Raw genomic sequence first — 16,966 nt, 5'->3', positions numbered from 1 at the left:
TTTAAATAAATTGCCTGCCAACAGAACGATAACTGAACTTTTGAGTTTTTATTTCTTCAATATCATACAAATTACGACCATCAAAAATGACGTGGTTGTTCATCAGTTGTCTGAGTTTTTCAAAATCTGGTGTTCTAAAAATGCTCCATTCCGTGCAAATTAAAAGCGCGTCAACATCTTTTGAAGTTTCATACATATCATTAGCATAATATAATTTGTCGCCATATTTTGCTTTGACATTGTCCATCGCTTCAGGGTCAAAGACCTTGATTTTTGCTCCAGCTTCTAAGAGTTTGTCAATCATATATAAAGCTGGTGCTTCTCTAATGTCGTCGGTTTCAGGCTTGAAAGCTAAGCCCCAAATGCCAATGGTTTTATCGTTTAAATCGTTTTTAAAATACTCTAATATTTCAGGAAAGAGTATTGTTTTTTGATTTTCATTAATATCGACAACCGCTTCCAAAATTTTGAAATGGTGATTGATATCATTACCCGATTTGTGTAAAGCTTTGACATCTTTCGGGAAACAAGAGCCGCCATAGCCAATACCAGGAAACAAAAAGCGTTTGCCAATCCTTGAGTCTGTTCCCATACCAAGACGAACTTTGTCAACATCTGCACCAACTTTTTGACAATAGTTAGCGATTTCATTCATAAAAGTAATCTTAGTGGCGAGAAAAGAATTTGCTGCATATTTGGTGAGTTCGGCTGATTTTTCATCCATTATGATAATGGGATTGCCAGAACGGACAAAGGGATTGTAAAGCCTTTGCATAATATTTTTGGCTCTATCGCTACTTGTTCCTATCACAATGCGTTCTGGTTTTAAAAAGTCATCTACGGCAAAACCCTCTCTCAAAAACTCGGGATTTGAGACCACGTCAAAATCAGTTTTAGCATTTTCGGCTATGGTTTCCTTAACTTTTTCAGCGGTGCCAACAGGAACTGTGCTTTTATCAACAATGACTTTGTAAGAGGTGATGTATTCTCCAATTTCTTTGGCAACACCGAGAACGTATTTTAAATCTGCTGAGCCGTCTTCGTCTTCAGGCGTTGGTAGAGCCAAGAATATAACTTCTCCAAAGTCAAGACCTTGATGAAGGTTTGTTGAAAAGGTCAAGCGTCCAGCATCGATATTGCGTTCAAACAACACATCAAGATGAGGTTCGTAAATAGGCACAATACCGTTTTGCATTTTTTCGACCTTGTCTTTATCTATATCTATACATAAAACGTCGTTGCCTGTTTCGGCGAGACAAGTACCTGTAACGAGACCGACGTAGCCAGTTCCAATGATTGTGATTTTCATATAAATTTTATTTTAAAATAGAAAAGTAAAAATTTGATGATAGAAGTTTAATAGATTAAAACCTTAGGGACAAAAATATGATTATTTTTGCTCTAAATGAAAAAAATTAAAGTATTACACATTTCTGAAACTTTTGTCACAGGAGTTTATACTTACATTCAATCTATTTGTGCTTTTACAGCCCAAAATTCAAATATTGAAACGCATATTATTTATAGTCCAAACCGCGAAGGCACGGATCAACTTAATTTTAAAAAAGATTTTTCGCCTGACACAAAATTAGTAGCGCTTCCCATGCTACGAGAAGTTTCTTTTTTGAAAGATTACAAAAGTTTGCAACACCTTAAAAAAGCCATAAAACAAATAAAACCCGATGTCATTCATTTACACTCATCAAAAGCAGGAGTTTTGGGGCGAATAGCAGCAAAATTTTGGCCTACAGCAAGAGTCTATTACACGCCAAATGGTTATGCGTTTTTGAGAGAAGATGTTTCTCCGCTTAAGCAAAAGCTGTTTAAACTGATAGAACGTTGGATACCCAAAATTTATGGTGGCACAACCATAGCTTGTGGAGACACGGAGTACGAGTATGCAAAAGCCTTTGGAAAGTCTAAAATGGTGAGAAACGGCATTAATTTATCTGAACTTGAAAACATAAATGTCAGTTCAAACTCAAATCTTAAAAGTATTGTGACTTTAGGAAGAATAAGTGCACAAAAAAACCCGAAATTGTTTAATGCTGTTGCTGAGAAATTTCCTGATCTAAAATTTGTTTGGATTGGCGAAGGTGAGTTGCGGCATTTACTCACGGCATCAAATATTGAAATCACAGGATGGTTAGACCGCGAAAGCGCATTAAAACAATTAGCCACACACGATGTCTATATGCAAACTTCGCTCTGGGAAGGTTTGCCTTTTACTATTATTGAAGCTATGGCCTTGCAGAAGCCTATTTTGGCTACAAATGTGGTTGGTAATAAAGATGCGGTTTCTCATCAACACAATGGTTTTTTGTGTGGTAATTTAGAGGAGTTTGAAAATGCCATCAAACAATTACAATCTGAACCTGAATTGCTCAAAACCTTTGCAGAACAATCTCAAAAACTGGCTTATGAGAAGTTTGATCGGGATAAGAATTTTAGGGGGTTAATTGAGATATATTCAAAACATTCTCATTGAGAATTATTAACTTTCTTTTCTATCCTATAACTTAGAATTAGCGAGCCAAACAGTGCAAAATAAAATAAGCCTTGCTGAACATCTAAATAACTATCAGTTAGCATAGAAGTTATAATCAGAAAAAATATTAAAGTATATTCTAAATGACGGATAGCTTTTAAAAATATAGAAACAAGTATAAACAAAAAGACACTTAAGCCAAGTATTCCATATTGAAATGTAACAGACAAAAACTGATTATGAGCGTGAACTTTGTGAAGGTCTAAATCACGTGATTTCAATTCTCTATGGATCAAGTCTTTTTCAGTGCCTGCACCATAGCCTAAAAAAGGCCTTTCTTTAATTAAATCTATTGCTGCTGGCCAGAGCTTAAGTCTAAAATTTATTTGATGGTAATCAGTAGCAATTTCTGTAACATTATCTTTTCCAATGTCTATGTTCATAGAATGTAATGTGCTGAATATTTTGTCTTTTGTATATTTATTAGAACTTATTAATACAGAGCCTAAAATTAAAACTAATATAAAAGCGACTGTGTTTTTTAAATTAATCAGCCTCTTTCTATTCATAATAAGATAAACTAAAATTATACTTGCAAACTGAAGAATACCAAGTCTTACACTAAACAAAAGCAAGACAGAAAAAAACAGAATACTTATCCCTACACGCAGATATTTATTCCATTGGTTAAAACTAAACAGCATAAAAATTAATGCCGTACAAATATACATCGCATCTTGTGGCATATAGTTATGGAGCATGGACGCCTGAAAGAAATTATAGAAATGCCTTTGCTCAGGATATTTAAACCAATAAATCAACAGCTTAAATAGTGAAGTTAAGCAAAATACAACCCAAGATATCAAGAACAAAAACTTGCCAGTTCTTAAAGCCTTTGGGCTGATTTTATTGAAGTAAAATCCTAAAGGAACGAGAATTAGTGCCAAATTTTTAAATACCTTTTGCAGGCTTTCTTCAACATTACAGGTGTAAGACAGGCTGATTAAACTCACAAAAAAAAGTAAAGTAATAACAAGAACAGATGAGTTTTTATCTTTCTTTTTAAAGTTTAAAACTATTCCAGCAAACAAAAAAACACCAAACGAAATCACCACTAATGCATCGTTTAGGGGCAAAAGCAAAATACAGAGATAAAAGATATAATCTTCTATTTTATGAATTTTCAAAAAACTTATAATAGCGTTCAATTTAGCTGTCTTTTTTTAATGATGTTTAAGAATGCAAAATACAAGATCAGGAAAATGGCCATAAAAAAAACTTTATAAAAATATCCCATAGTAAAAGCATAAAGCAACCATATATAAAACTGAAAGGTTATAACCGCTAGAATTTTTGCATTTCTTTCAATAAATTTTCTTAAAACCCAACCTGCAAAACCTAAAAGTACAATAGTTAAAAAAATATGAGTCAACAGTGCAATGAGAACAGGAAAAATTTTAAACAAAATCCCAGGATAAGCATTGGTAAAATTAAAGCCACTATCAGCGTTGTTTTCTAGAACTTCTTTACTATCAGCAAATTCACTCATCATATTGGGCATGCCATAAAGTAAATCTGTAGGATTATAAGATCTTTCGGTATCATCAAATACAAAACGTTCTGTTGAACCCCACATCAAGTGACCTTGAAGACCGAAAATTCTATAAAAAATAGCTTCGTCTGGATCATAAATTTTAATATTAGCAAAGGGAACTCTAGCTTCGTATCTAGTGTAGATAACTTGGTATATCACAAAAGTTGAAATAGACAATATCACAATTATACTAAGTAATCTTTTCTTTAAAAATTGCTTAACCTTGTTTCTGTTCATAATAACAATAGGCAGGAAGAAACTGAAACTGCCATTAAGAATAGGTGAGAATTTTTGACCAATTAAAAAATTATAGAAAAAATATATCAGTAACATAATGGTTGAAAACCTCTTGTTCTTTGGGGCCAATATGCCGAGTATGAAAGGAATAAATGTTGCAGTATTACCAAATAAAGTATTAAGGAAAGGAAACCTAGAGTTTGACCAATATGTAAATCTTGACAGTGACATATCAAACAGTGGAAGTGGAGAAAGTGCCGCATTAAAAAGTAATATTGAAAGCACTATAATAGTGCTTGCCTTTAAAATTAAACTTTCAGCGTTTTTCCCTTTATATTTAAATATAAATGTTCTAAAGTCATATTTATCTAAAGACTTATGACTTAAATAAAGCGTCAAAAGAGTTATAATGAAGTAAAAACAGGTTATAACCGTAGCCCAACTAAAGTAACTATTTCTGCCTTGCTCGTTGATATAAATACCAGATTCTATGTATATTAGAGAAGGTAAAATGGTTAAAGACTGAAAAATAATTAAACCATATATAAAACTAAACGCAAAAGCTTTCCTTACAAAGTATATGCAAATCAGCAAATACGCAGCAAATGAAAAATAATTGATAATTTGATAGATATCCATTTATCCGCTTAGTTTTATAAAATTTAAATGTTCAAAAAGACGAGATATTTCATTGTTTATAATAGGCTTAAAGATAATTTTTAATTTTGATTTTGAACCTTCATCGCATCTTGAATATATTGTTAGCAATGCACTAGATATCATACTTGCAATATATTTTGACTGAATGTTTTTAAAATAATCTTCTTCTGCTAATAAATCATTATCTAAAATTTGAACTCTATTTTCCCCAAAAGCATTTTGCAAATAAGCTAGTTCAAAATCTAAGTATTGATGTCTTGGTTTATAGTAAACTCTATCAACCTGGAATGATTGTTCTTTTTCTTTTAGCTCGTCAATGAAATTAAAAAAAGTTTTTTTATATTCATTAAAACCAAAGATTTGAATTAAATTTTCTTGACCTAAGATATATAGGTTGTTTTTAAAATGATAAATGGTTTCTGTTTGTGTTGGTAATTTATGAACTCTTTTAGGAATAAAAGCTTTTTCGGGAAATGACAAATATTGCATAGTAGATTTATCATATTCTATACCTGACGAATGCCCTTGGTATTTTTTAAAAGGGATTCCAAAAATCTGAGACAATATTTTTTTTGTATAAAATCTGGTTTTACTTATGTTTTTAAAGCTGTGGTTGTAGTAGTTCAATACGCCGTCTTCAACAACTATAACTTCTGCATTTTTGTGAAAATTAAAAAAAAGATAGTTTGATAAAATATCTTCAATGTAAGCTAAATATATTCTAACTTTTTCTTCTTTTTTATATGGTTTAAGTTGATTAATAATTTTTCTATACGCCTTGATTTTTTTTATCATAAAATAAAAGTTATGAAAAAAATTGGTTCCTTTTTGCAAGAAATAAGCGTCCGATTTTATCACTTTTGCCCATATTTTTGGGCTGTAGTTTTTATTATCTGTTATTAGTATTTTTTGAGTATGCTTTTGATGAATTTCAGCTTGAATAATACACTCAAAGTTTTCTATATGTTTATCGGTTAGACCAAAATATACTTCAACCATAATATTTTAGAGTGTAAAGTGAGATTTAATACCCTTTCTTAAGCGAAGATAGGCTGAAGAAGAAATATTCCAAACAAACATACTTATAGATGTTGAAATAGCTGCTCCAATACCACCATAAATCGGGATAAGGGTTATGGTTAAAATAATATTTAAAATCAATGCAATGATAACTATGTTTCTAAAGACTTTTTGCTGGCCTATCATCTGCATTACCACACCAACTGGTCCAGTAAATGCATTAATGATTTGACCTGCACAAAGTATAATCAAAATAACTTCTCCTTCTACAAACTGTTCGCCAAACAAATTGAGTAGAAATTTTCTAAAAATTATAATAACTGCTATTAAACTTGAGCTTAAATAAAAATTGATTTTGGTTGAAAACTTTACAATTTTATTAAAATTTTCAATGTCATTTTCAGCATAAGCTTTTGCTATTTTTGGTGCTAAAATAGAGCTGATAGCCTGAAGGAAAAAAATAGATAAAGTAGATATTTTTAAAGCAATATTGTATATCCCTACATTTTCAGTAGTTTCAAAAACGCCCATTAAAAATGTATCCGTTGATGATAAAATGATAATGGCAGAAGATGCCAGCATCATAGGAAACGCATCTTTTAAAAACCCCCAATAATGTGATTTGTGCTTTAGCTTTATGCCATTGAAATCTCTATAAACTAAAAACAAACTGATTAAAGCTAAGACTAAAATACCAAAAAAGTGAGATTGAACGGTAATTATGGGGTCTTTATCTACGAAAAAATATAAAACCAACAAGAAGAAAAGACTGAGCAAAAAGCGACCAGGATTGTTGAAAAAGGCAAAAATATTATTGCGGCTTCGAGCTCTAAAAAAACTCGCCGAAATTAAAACTATAGACCACAACGGGACAGAAAACAAAACCCAAGGTAAATAGGGTAAAATCTCTGGTTTTGGTTCTACAAGCAAATCCACCACAATTTCTTCACCAAAAACATAGACAATAAAACAAATGAGTAAACTGACCAAAAACGATTTTGACACTGCTTTATAAAATAAGCCAACATCAGACCTATATTCAGGTTTTGAAAATACTTTTACAATATTGGTGTCAATACCTAATCGACCAAAAACGCCTATGAATAGAAAAAAAGAAAAACAAAGTGCAACTATACCGTAAATGTTAGCCCCATAAGTTTGAGTAATAAAAACAGAAAAAACATAACCAAAGATAGTACCACCAACTCTAAACAAAATATAATAAAAACTCTTAGACAGAATTTCTGAAAAATCCTTATCGACTATGATTGACTTTACTTTGTCTAAAAGTGGTTTTATCATTATTTTGAAATATGATCTTCTTGAATTCTATCACCTTTTGAAAGGGTTTTGCTCACTGTTTTTCCTAAAATACGTGCAAGGTGTTTAGGGTGCATTCCGAATCCAGGTCTTACACTACGCACATTTTTTTCTGTTATGATTTCGCCTGCTTTAATATCTTCAGCGACATAAAGACTACGTGAAAATTGTTTGCCAGATTTTTGTTTCTCTGTCAGGTTGTAGCTCACTTTCCCTAAAGCTTTTTCCGCTTCTCTAACTGCTTTGACCATAGTCGTAAATTGCGCTTTGTCGAGTGAAAATGAAGCATCAGGACCACCTATGCTTCTATCTAAAATAAAATGTTTTTCAATGACTGAAGCTCCTAATGCTGTTGCAACTACTGGTACAGTAGTGCCTAAAGTATGATCGCTCAGACCTACTTTAACATCAAAATCTTTGGCGTATTGTTGCATCATAACTAAGTTGGCTTCGTCTATAGGTGCAGGATATGAAGACGTACATTTTAGGATTGTAATATCATTGTTGCCTACTTTTCTACAAGTTTCAACTGCAAGTTTAATATCATCATACTCTGCAATGCCCGTAGAAATGATCATGGGTTTTCCTTTGCTGGCTGTATATTCAATTAAAGGAATATCAGTGATTTCAAATGAGGCAATTTTATAAATAGGTGTATTTAAATCTTCTAAAAAATCGACAGCGGTTTTATCAAAAGGTGACGAAAAACAAATCAAACCCTCTTCTTTGGCGACTTTAAATAGCTCTTGATGCCATTCCCAGGGTAAAAATGCTTTCTTATATAAGTTATACAATTTATTACCATCCCAGATTGTGCCGCCAGAAATAATAAAATCATTCTTGTCAGAATCTAAAGTGATGGTGTCCGCTGTATAGGTCTGAAATTTTATGGCGTCTGCTCCAGTGTCTTTTGCGGCTTTTATCGTTTCTATAGCAGTTTCTATATTGCCACCGTGATTGGCAGACAACTCTGCTATAATAAAAACTTTATCTGAATTCATATCACTAATATTTAAATAATAAGGCTGCTTTGTTATTGACTTCTTTTTCAGTAAAAAAACTAAACCCTGCTTTTTTAAAAGTTCTTATTGAAGCTTCATTTTCAGGTTTTATATAAGCTAGAATAGTCTGGTTACTATGCTTTTTTAAATGAGATTTTATAGATAAGTTCAAAAATACACTAGATAAACCCTTACCTCTCTGCTTAGGTGAGATGTTGATTCCTATTGTAGAGGTATTATCTTCAATATCAAACCTTATAATTCCTGATTTAATCTCTTTATAATAACACATATAATAATCTGAATTGGGATTGTTCAATCTGGATTTAAACCAATTTATATGGTCTTCAAAATTAATCTCATTAGAATTGAAAGAATTCTGTCTAGTAGTAGAATCATTTACCCAATTATAAATTACCTTGACGTCTTCTTGTATTATTTCTCTTAAAAAGTAAGGATTAAATTTAGAATGTATAACAACATCTACAAACTTATTACCAAACCTGCTATGATTTACAAATACAGCTTCTTTCTTAAATTTTAAAGCTTCAATGGCTTCATAAAGATGTGGTCTAATATCAAAAGCGTAAGTATAAACCTTATGCAACCCTAAATCTTTAAAAGCCACTTGTTCAATTAGTTCTAAATAGGTTTTCCAATGAAAGTGAAAATGTTCTTCTTCAAGTTCAGTGGCCATAATAAATGAAATCTCTGCATTTTCATCAATCCAATTGATATGAACCAATCCGCCGTAACCGATGCATTTGTCGTTTTCTAAATATGAAAATAGAATTTGGTCAGGTTGGTCTTGGTTAAATAATTTTGCGACTACATTTTTAAAATAAGCATCCTGTTTTTCCTTGGTTAAAGGTTCGGCTTGTCGAAGGTGATACATTTGTTCATTGCGCCATTGCATAATTTTATAACGGTCTTCAAAACGGATAGGGATAAGTTTAAACTCACCATTTGAAAATTCTTGCTGATTTAATTGCTGATATTTCATTTTAAATTACCTTTTTTTAAAAGACTCGCCGTTTTTTTAAAATTTAAATCACTTAAAATTGGAATTACATCTTTTAATTCTTCATCTAAATCATTATAAACTTTTTTTTGTGTTTTTTTAGCGTTAATCTTCAGTAACCAGGGATATTCTTTTTCAATAAATTTAATAAGATCTAAACCTACATTAAGTTTATGATGTAAAGCAATCTGATAGATAGTTGATATTACTAAATAATCTTCTGGATAATCTACCGTAAGCCTTAAAGATTCATTTTCAAAACAAACGAACTTAATTTCGTTAATTTTAAATGAATTGTCTTGTCGAAGCTTGAGGGTCACATGCTCTTTGTCCTGTGTAGTTAACTTCAATTTTTTTAATTTGAGTAAAGATCGAGATTTAAATAATTCAAAATTCATCCCTAATGGCAATCCCTTTGTAATGGAATAATCAGTCTTAGAACTTAAATGTTCCTCAATAGCATTATCTAAAATCTTATAATCAAGTATAGGATTGTCTGCTGTAACTCTTACAGCTGTATCATAATCTTTGGATTCTAAAATATTAATAAATCTACTTAAAACATCATTTTCAGAACCTCTAAATATTTTAACAGAATTCTTTTTTGCTATAATTTCAAGTTCATCGTTCTCTGGATTTACAGAAGTAGCTATAAATATATCTACTTCAAATTGAGACTCTTTCAATTGATTGATAATACATTCTAATATAGAATCTTCACCAGTTATAGGCATTGGCATCAAAATCTTTCCTGGCAGACGGGTAGATTTCATTCTAGCCTGTATAATAACTACTATTTTATTTTGCTGTCCAGCCACCATCTACAATTATATTTTGACCTGTTATAAAATCTGAAGCATCTGATGACAAGAACACAAAAGTGCCAGCTAAATCTTCTGGTTTTCCTACACGATTCAAACACGTTTTTTTTGCTAAATCATTTATGAACTTTTCACTCTTTTGTACATTTTTTGAAGGAAAAGGCCCTGGAGTTACAGAATTTACGAGTAGTCCTAAATTTCCTAAGTAAGATGCATAATATTTAGTGAGCTGAATAATCCCAGCTTTTGCAGCTCCATAATGAGGAGGATTAAGGAATTGTGGAAAACCATCGTAAACTTCAAACTGCGGAGCTGTCATACCATACATGGAAGACACATTTATAATTTTTCCATACTTCTGTTTTTTCATAAATGGAATGACTTCTCTAATAGATCTAAAAACACTATTTAAAGATCCATCTATACCATATTTCCATTCCTCATCGGTCATGTTTTCAGGGGATTGACCTTTACTATATAAAGCATTATTTATCAATACATCGAGACGATTAAATTGATCAAAAACGTGCGTAAATGCTTTTTTTATAGATTCGGTAGAAGATATATCACAATGGACAAAATACAGGTTTTTATTATCAGAAAAAGCATTTTCAAATTTTTCAGCACTCCTGCCTAAAACAATAACTATTGCGTTATGATAAAGAAGACTATTTGTAATAGCTTTTCCTAAATGACCATAACCCCCTGTTATGAGCACAACTTTTTCTGTTAAATCGAAGGTGTAAATCATATCAAAATTTCCATTTGGATGGCTGTAATATTGAATCGCTTATTTTTACTGAAAAATGTTTAAGTTCTTTAGCACTTTCTAATGATTCTATATTATGTAAAAGTTGCTGACTGTTTTGCACACCTAGTATAACTTTGTCAATTAAATCGAATGAGAGTACATATTTTAATAAAGCTCCTGCAAGATTGGATTGAAACTGTTCTTGTAGTTTTGAAATAAAAGGTATAGCATCTGAAAAATGATGAGATAAATCCCTTGGATTCATAAAAAAAAGACCTTGTAAAAAAGTAGACCTTGTATGGATTTCGCAGTCATTCTTTTTTAAATCTTCCATAACCTCTTTAAATCTATTATCAAAATAATTGAAAGGAACTTGAACTAAATCAGGCATAATTTCTTTTTCTTTTAAAAGAAAATATTCTTCTGGTTCATTAAATGAAAAGCCTATTTTTTCAACCTTCTTGGTTTTTTTTAGGTGTAATAAATAATACCAAATGTCATTATTCTCTATAACATCAAGTGGTCTATGAGCTAAATAACCATAAATATTATCTAATTTCAGTTGTTTTAAGGATGTATCAAACTGGTGTTGAATTTTACCGCCTTGTTTCTCAGGAAGAAATTTAGTTATGATTTTAAATCTATTCTGGTTTAGCTTACCTAATACAGATTCAGACTCACCATAACCAAAAGCAGTATCGAGTGTATTAATTCCTTCTTGATGAGCTAAATTAAGAATTTTTGAAACTTCTTCAAAAGGTGTTTTTCCGTTATTATTTGAAATACCATAGTCAATTCCAAACTGAACAGTTCCTATTGCTATTTTTTCATGTTTATTCATTTAAAAAAGCTTTCAATAGTTTCAATGACAAATGTTTGCTCTTCTGTTGTCAATGTAGGGAACATCGGTAAACTTATACAATGCTTATAATAGTTTTCAGCCATAGGCAAATCGCCTTCACTCCAACCTAGGTCTCTGTAATAAGGCATCAAATGGCATGGAATATAGTGGATTTGAGCAAAAATATTTTGATCTCTTAAGTATTTATGCAGCTCTTTTCTTTTCTCAACTTCTATTATATATAAATGATAAGCGTGACCTTCAACCACTCCAGATTGACCTTTGATATAGGTTTTATTAATAAAAGCTTTTTGATAAGTTTTAGCTAATTCACGTCTTTTAGCTAAGCCTTGATCTGCTCTTTTGAGTTGGCTATATCCAAGTGCAGACTGGATATCTGTTAATCTATAATTGTACCCTAATTCTTGCATTTCATAGTACCATAAAGAATCATCAAAAATTCGCTTAGAAAAATCTTGTTGAATGCCGTGAGTTCTTAAATTGATTAAATGCTTATATAAATCTTCATTATTTGTGGTAATCATTCCACCTTCGCCTGCTGCAATATGTTTTACGGGATGAAATGAAAAAATAGCTAAATCAGCAAATTTACCATTACCACAATGTTGCTTTTCACCTTGACTATCAATAAAAAATCCGCCTGGTGAATGGCAAGAGTCTTCTATTATCCAACAATCAAATTCATCAGCCAATTGCCTAAAAGCTTCTAAATCGACTGCTCGCCCAGCAAAATCAACGGGTATAATACCTTTTATCTCTTTTTTAGTATCGGCTTCAAGTATTTTCCTAACCGCATTAATGTCAAGTAGATAAGTTTTAGGGTCTATATCTGCAAAGATGATCTCGCCACCACAATATCTTACACAATTGGCTGATGCTACAAATGTAATAGGAGTTGTAATCACTTTATCTCCAGGTTTTACTCCTAGTGCAATGCTATTTAAGTGTAGTGCTGCTGTTCCGTTTGATACCGCTACGGCATATTGAGAGCCTACATAATTAGCAAAAGCATTTTCAAACTCTTGAATTTTTGGTCCTTGCGTTAAATAATCTGACTTTAATATCTCAACAACTGCATTGATATCTTCGTCTGTTATGTTTTGACGACCATAAGGGATTGTTTTGTTTTTTAAATTTTTCAATATAAAAGATAGTTTTCAAAATTTAGCTTAACAAGCTTTTATTTTGTTTGATTTAATAAGGTTTCTCAAATTTTCTACTGTTTCCCATTCTGTGTTTTCATAAGAATTGTAATTAAAGCCTTCAGGCACTTTTTTGGCGTTGAAAGTGTTAATAAACTCTTCTATTTTCCATTTTGATTTTGGAGGAAGTATAACATAATATTTACCCAAATCATAGGTAAAATAAGAGTCTGAAGATGTAATCATTTCTTCGTGTATTTTCTCTCCTGGTCTAATACCAACAATAGGATAATCGCAATCAGGACCAATGGCTTTGGCTACGTCCATTATCTTATATGATGGTATTTTTGGAATAAATATTTCACCTCCCCAAGCTTTTTCTAAAGCATGCATCACCATTTTAACACCATCAAGGATAGAGATGTTAAAACGCGTCATATTTGGATCTGTAATGGGCAATATACCATCTTTTCTTTTCTTAAGAAAAAATGGGATAACAGAGCCGTTGCTTCCCATCACATTTCCGTATCTAACAACTGAAAATTTTATAGGGTTCCAACCCGTGATGTTATTGGCTGCGACAAAGAGTTTGTCTGAAGTTAGTTTTGTGGCACCGTAAAGATTTATTGGTGCACAAGCTTTATCTGTAGATAATGCGACAACTCTTTTTACATCAGTTTCTAAGGCTGCGTGAATTACGTTTTCTGCTCCACCAATATTTGTCTTAATACACTCATCAGGGTTGTATTCAGCCAGATGCACATGCTTCATAGCAGCAGCATGTATAACATAATCTACGTCTTTAAATGCTCTTTTTAAACGTTCTCTGTCTCTTACATCGCCAATTAAAAAACGCATTTGAGGAAATTGATTTGAAGGAAATTCTTGAGCCATCAAAAACTGTTTTTGTTCGTCTCTAGAAAATATAATAAGCTTCTTTATGTCTTTGTGATTATCGAGGATATATTTTGTCAAAGCTTTTCCTAAAGATCCAGTACCGCCAGTGATTAAGACTGATTTATCTTTTAAATTCATTATGGATTTTCATTTTAAAATGTGTGAATTAAGGAGTATAAAATCTTTTGGATTTTGAAATTACGTATTTGAATAGATAAAATAGCAAATAAAGACTTATCAAAAATAATGGCAACAGATATTTTTTGTCTTTATCAGTGATTTTCTCATTATATTCTAATGCATAGTTTGAATCTATTTTTTTTATAATTTCTTGTTGATTTTGAATTTGGGATCTAAGAAACCCATCGTTTTTTAATAGATCTTTCTTTTTTTGAAGAATATTATCTATCACTTGATTTTCGTTGATTGAAACTTTAAGGTTTTCTTTGGAGCTATTTTGTTCTTTAATCACAGATTCTATGATATTATCAATTTGATTTATGATTTCCTTATTCTGGATAAGTTGTTGCTTATAGTTTTCTATTAAAATATCTTTAATCCCAGTAAAATATTCATTTGCATTTATATGTGATAATAACTGATTGGTTATAGTTTTGTGATGATTTTGTCCTTTAATAATAAGTTTCACTCTATGAAAAGGATAATTGTAACTATTTACAGGGCTTTCTAAAAATTTATCTACATCATCTTGTTCGTCTAACAAAAGCTTAAAAATTTCTTTATTTTCTTCAGACTCAGATATAAATTTATAAATATCGAGTATGGGTTCAATTTCTATGTCTTTGACAAGGTCGTATTTTGAACCAAAAACCTGTTCAAGATAAACGGTATCTTTTTGTTTTATTTTAGCTTCAAGAGCATCTATTTTATTGTACAAATAATCTGTACTGCTGTAATTTGTAACGACTGTCAAGTCTGTTCTGTAGTTAGTTTTTAAGACCTTGTCCAAAAAATAACCAGCAACTACACCTACAACCAACAATATAATTAATACAAATTTGTGCTTATATAAAAAGAAGAAAATGCTAAGGATAACCTTTAAAAAAGAAATAAACAAACGTTTAATCTCTCCAAAAACCACACCCAAATCAATTTCATCATCAACAGTCGAGGGTTTAGTAGAATGTTCGCTCATAATGGGAAGTTTATTAAACTAACGGCAAATATATACAAATTAGTATCTTAAGAAAGATGAAATACTTGATAAAGCGTTGCGTCTAATAGGCGCGTTTTTTATTGCCTTCTACAAAATTGATAAAGGCTTTATTGACAATCTTACTACCACCAACGGTTGGGTAATTCCCTGTAAAATACCAATCGCCCTTATGCTCAGGGCAAGCTAAGTGTAAATTGTCAACGCTTTGGTAAATCACTTTTACTTTAGCCTGTGTGGTTTCATCGCTTAAGAGCTCCGCAATTTTATCAGAAATTTGCTCATCTGAAAAAGGAGCATAAATGGCTTTAACATAATTGTCAACAGCGGTTTTACTCAACTCATCTTGAGATTTGCATTTTTCGTAAACTTTTTTGACAGTTTCGTCATAAGTGCCGTGGTCTTTATGTAATGCTAAGGCTGCTCTAAAGGCCACAAAATCTTCTAATCTTGCCATATCAATGCCATAGCAATCAGGATATCGAATTTGTGGGGCTGAGGAGACAATCACAATTTGTTTTGGACCGAGGCGGTCAAGCATTTTAATGATACTCATTTTAAGCGTTGTTCCTCTTACAATGCTATCATCTATCACCACCAAATTATCGTTTGGCTTGACAATGCCGTAAGTCACATCGTAAACGTGAGCTACTAAATCGTCTCGGCTAGAGTCTTCTGTGATAAAGGTGCGTAGCTTAGCGTCTTTAATGGCTATTTTTTCGGTGCGTAATTTTTGAGATAAAATCTCGTGTAAACGTTCGTCGGTTAAGTGTTCTTTTTCTTGAAGAATTTTTTGATTTTTTTGGCGGTTGAGTTCATCTTGTGCGGCTTCAACCATCCCGTAAAAAGAAGTCTCAGCGGTATTTGGAATATAAGAAAACACAGAGTTTTCTGTATCAAAATCGATGGCTTTAAGCACTTCTGGCATAAGCAAACGGCCCAACTTTTTTCTTTCCTTATAAATTTCAGCATCGCTACCTCTTGAAAAATAAATGCGTTCAAAGGAACAAGATTTTTTTTCTAAAGGTTCAATGATTTGTTTTTTGACCACTCGACCATTGCGTTTGGTAATTAAGGCTTTTCCTGGTTCAAGCTCTGTTACTTTTTCAAATGGCACATTAAAAGCGGTTTGAATCACAGGGCGTTCAGAAGCCACAACCACCACCTCATCATCGTGATAATAATAGGCTGGTCTGATGCCATTTGGATCTCTCAGTACAAAAGCATCGCCGTGACCTAAAAGTCCTGCCATGACATAGCCACCGTCCCAATCTTTTGAAGATTTTTTTAATATTTTAGAAATTTTGATCTTATCAATGATATGTGGCGAGGCTTCTTGTTTGTTATAACCTTCGGCTTTGAGTTTTTTGTATAGTTTTCTGACTTCTGAATCTAAGAAATGACCGATTTTTTCCATGACTGTAATGGTATCGGCTTTTTCTTTAGGATGCTGACCAAGTTTGACTAAGTTATCAAACAATTCAGAAACATTAGTCATATTAAAATTTCCTGCCAAAATCAAATTTCTATGCATCCAGTTGTTTTGTCTTAAAAACGGATGAACGCTTTCAATGCTGTTTTTTCCATAAGTGCCATAGCGTACATGACCGAGCATCAGTTCACCAACATAAGGGACTTCTTGTTTTAGCTTAGTTAAATCATTAAGGAGTTCTGGGTTATTGGCAACCTCAGTATTAATCCGATTGTTTATGGTTTCAAAAACATCTTGTATGGGTTGTGCCGCATTTGAGCGATACCGACTGATATATCGATAACCAGGTTTCATGTCTAATTTAACACTGGCAAAACCTGCACCATCTTGGCCGCGATTGTGCTGTTTTTCAAGCATTAAGTAGAGCTTGTTAATGCCATAAAAAGGTGTGCCGTATTTTTCTTTGTAGTAAGACAAAGGTTTGAGCAAACGAATTTGCGCAATACCACATTCGTGTTTTATCAATTCACTCATAGAGTATAAAAT

The 16,966-nt window shown here is 32.0% G+C and carries 16 protein-coding genes; 2 read left to right on the top strand and 14 right to left on the bottom strand.

Annotation, left to right across the window (positions count from 1 at the left end; all coding sequences use genetic code 11):
* Position 1 precedes the first annotated feature (1 nt).
* Positions 2-1,309 carry a UDP-glucose dehydrogenase family protein gene (locus ACSSV5_RS00275; RefSeq protein ID WP_454244312.1) on the bottom strand — a complete coding sequence of 436 codons (1,308 nt, stop codon included), beginning with the start codon at positions 1,307-1,309 and terminating at the stop codon, positions 2-4.
* Between the two features lie 96 nt (positions 1,310-1,405).
* On the opposite strand from ACSSV5_RS00275, the gene ACSSV5_RS00270 reads away from it, so the two are divergent.
* Positions 1,406-2,488 (top strand): glycosyltransferase, encoded by a 1,083-nt coding sequence (locus ACSSV5_RS00270; protein ID WP_454244311.1) that lies wholly within the window; start codon positions 1,406-1,408, stop codon positions 2,486-2,488.
* Here ACSSV5_RS00270 and ACSSV5_RS00265 read toward each other — a convergent pair.
* Together ACSSV5_RS00265 and ACSSV5_RS00260 are read right to left on the bottom strand one after the other, a co-directional pair.
* The gene (locus ACSSV5_RS00265) at positions 2,482-3,675 is read right to left on the bottom strand and encodes an O-antigen ligase family protein (RefSeq protein WP_454244310.1); all 1,194 of its coding nucleotides are present in this window, start codon (positions 3,673-3,675) and stop codon (positions 2,482-2,484) included. The genes ACSSV5_RS00270 and ACSSV5_RS00265 overlap by 7 nt on opposite strands.
* Before the next feature lie 17 nt (positions 3,676-3,692).
* Positions 3,693-4,319: a DUF6418 domain-containing protein gene (locus ACSSV5_RS00260; RefSeq protein WP_211065002.1), complete on the bottom strand. Its 627-nt coding sequence runs from the start codon at positions 4,317-4,319 to the stop codon at positions 3,693-3,695.
* Between the two features lie 139 nt (positions 4,320-4,458).
* Between ACSSV5_RS00260 and ACSSV5_RS00255 the strand changes: the two genes are divergently transcribed.
* Entirely contained in the window at positions 4,459-4,701 is a 243-nt protein-coding gene (locus tag ACSSV5_RS00255; RefSeq protein ID WP_211065001.1) for a hypothetical protein, read from the top strand.
* Between the two features lie 257 nt (positions 4,702-4,958).
* Here the strand turns inward: ACSSV5_RS00255 and ACSSV5_RS00250 are convergent, their stop codons facing one another.
* The 11 genes from ACSSV5_RS00250 to ACSSV5_RS00200 all read right to left on the bottom strand — a co-directional run bounded on the left by ACSSV5_RS00250 (position 4,959) and on the right by ACSSV5_RS00200 (position 16,954).
* The gene (locus ACSSV5_RS00250; RefSeq protein ID WP_211065000.1) at positions 4,959-5,978 is read right to left on the bottom strand and encodes a hypothetical protein; all 1,020 of its coding nucleotides are present in this window, start codon (positions 5,976-5,978) and stop codon (positions 4,959-4,961) included.
* Between the two features lie 6 nt (positions 5,979-5,984).
* Positions 5,985-7,301 carry a lipopolysaccharide biosynthesis protein gene (locus ACSSV5_RS00245; protein WP_454244309.1) on the bottom strand — a complete coding sequence of 439 codons (1,317 nt, stop codon included), beginning with the start codon at positions 7,299-7,301 and terminating at the stop codon, positions 5,985-5,987.
* A complete protein-coding gene (gene pseI, locus ACSSV5_RS00240; RefSeq protein ID WP_211064998.1) occupies positions 7,301-8,320 on the bottom strand; it encodes a pseudaminic acid synthase in 1,020 nt (339 codons plus the stop codon). The genes ACSSV5_RS00245 and pseI overlap by 1 nt, the downstream gene beginning before the upstream one ends.
* 4 nt (positions 8,321-8,324) lie before the next feature.
* Positions 8,325-9,323, bottom strand: a complete 999-nt coding sequence (locus ACSSV5_RS00235) for a GNAT family N-acetyltransferase (protein ID WP_454244308.1) — start codon at positions 9,321-9,323, stop codon at positions 8,325-8,327.
* Complete coding sequence (locus ACSSV5_RS00230; protein ID WP_454244307.1) at positions 9,320-10,159, bottom strand: cytidylyltransferase domain-containing protein; 840 nt, start codon at positions 10,157-10,159, stop codon at positions 9,320-9,322. The genes ACSSV5_RS00235 and ACSSV5_RS00230 overlap by 4 nt, the downstream gene beginning before the upstream one ends.
* Positions 10,140-10,913, bottom strand: coding sequence for an SDR family oxidoreductase (locus ACSSV5_RS00225; RefSeq protein WP_454244306.1), 774 nt, complete (start codon positions 10,911-10,913; stop codon positions 10,140-10,142). The genes ACSSV5_RS00230 and ACSSV5_RS00225 overlap by 20 nt, the downstream gene beginning before the upstream one ends.
* Position 10,914: 1 nt before the next feature.
* Positions 10,915-11,754 (bottom strand): aldo/keto reductase, encoded by an 840-nt coding sequence (locus ACSSV5_RS00220; RefSeq protein WP_211064994.1) that lies wholly within the window; start codon positions 11,752-11,754, stop codon positions 10,915-10,917.
* Positions 11,751-12,917 (bottom strand): UDP-4-amino-4,6-dideoxy-N-acetyl-beta-L-altrosamine transaminase, encoded by a 1,167-nt coding sequence (pseC, locus tag ACSSV5_RS00215; protein ID WP_454244305.1) that lies wholly within the window; start codon positions 12,915-12,917, stop codon positions 11,751-11,753. The genes ACSSV5_RS00220 and pseC overlap by 4 nt, the downstream gene beginning before the upstream one ends.
* A gap of 27 nt (positions 12,918-12,944) precedes the next feature.
* Positions 12,945-13,952, bottom strand: coding sequence for a UDP-N-acetylglucosamine 4,6-dehydratase (inverting) (pseB, locus tag ACSSV5_RS00210; RefSeq protein ID WP_454244304.1), 1,008 nt, complete (start codon positions 13,950-13,952; stop codon positions 12,945-12,947).
* A gap of 28 nt (positions 13,953-13,980) precedes the next feature.
* Entirely contained in the window at positions 13,981-14,970 is a 990-nt protein-coding gene (locus ACSSV5_RS00205) for a hypothetical protein (protein WP_454244303.1), read from the bottom strand.
* 82 nt (positions 14,971-15,052) lie between these two features.
* Positions 15,053-16,954: an amidophosphoribosyltransferase gene (locus tag ACSSV5_RS00200; RefSeq protein ID WP_454244302.1), complete on the bottom strand. Its 1,902-nt coding sequence runs from the start codon at positions 16,952-16,954 to the stop codon at positions 15,053-15,055.
* Positions 16,955-16,966: the final 12 nt, after the last annotated feature.

The sequence above is a fragment of the Psychroflexus sp. MBR-150 genome, assembly GCF_053628795.1.
Note: the sequence above shows the minus strand (reverse complement) of the source record. Positions and strands in the feature narration are given on the sequence as shown.

What these genes read in the sequence shown, in the direction of transcription:
- ACSSV5_RS00275 (WP_454244312.1), bottom strand. Translation starts at nt 1,309, where the DNA reads ATGAAAATCACAATCATTGGAACTGGCTACGTCGGTCTCGTTACAGGT.
- ACSSV5_RS00270 (WP_454244311.1), top strand. Translation starts at nt 1,406, where the DNA reads ATGAAAAAAATTAAAGTATTACACATTTCTGAAACTTTTGTCACAGGA.
- ACSSV5_RS00260 (WP_211065002.1), bottom strand. Translation starts at nt 4,319, where the DNA reads ATGAACAGAAACAAGGTTAAGCAATTTTTAAAGAAAAGATTACTTAGT.
- ACSSV5_RS00255 (WP_211065001.1), top strand. Translation starts at nt 4,459, where the DNA reads ATGAAAGGAATAAATGTTGCAGTATTACCAAATAAAGTATTAAGGAAA.
- ACSSV5_RS00250 (WP_211065000.1), bottom strand. Translation starts at nt 5,978, where the DNA reads ATGGTTGAAGTATATTTTGGTCTAACCGATAAACATATAGAAAACTTT.
- ACSSV5_RS00245 (WP_454244309.1), bottom strand. Translation starts at nt 7,301, where the DNA reads ATGATAAAACCACTTTTAGACAAAGTAAAGTCAATCATAGTCGATAAG.
- pseI (WP_211064998.1), bottom strand. Translation starts at nt 8,320, where the DNA reads ATGAATTCAGATAAAGTTTTTATTATAGCAGAGTTGTCTGCCAATCAC.
- ACSSV5_RS00235 (WP_454244308.1), bottom strand. Translation starts at nt 9,323, where the DNA reads ATGAAATATCAGCAATTAAATCAGCAAGAATTTTCAAATGGTGAGTTT.
- ACSSV5_RS00225 (WP_454244306.1), bottom strand. Translation starts at nt 10,913, where the DNA reads ATGATTTACACCTTCGATTTAACAGAAAAAGTTGTGCTCATAACAGGG.
- ACSSV5_RS00220 (WP_211064994.1), bottom strand. Translation starts at nt 11,754, where the DNA reads ATGAATAAACATGAAAAAATAGCAATAGGAACTGTTCAGTTTGGAATT.
- pseB (WP_454244304.1), bottom strand. Translation starts at nt 13,952, where the DNA reads ATGAATTTAAAAGATAAATCAGTCTTAATCACTGGCGGTACTGGATCT.
- ACSSV5_RS00205 (WP_454244303.1), bottom strand. Translation starts at nt 14,970, where the DNA reads ATGAGCGAACATTCTACTAAACCCTCGACTGTTGATGATGAAATTGAT.
- ACSSV5_RS00200 (WP_454244302.1), bottom strand. Translation starts at nt 16,954, where the DNA reads ATGAGTGAATTGATAAAACACGAATGTGGTATTGCGCAAATTCGTTTG.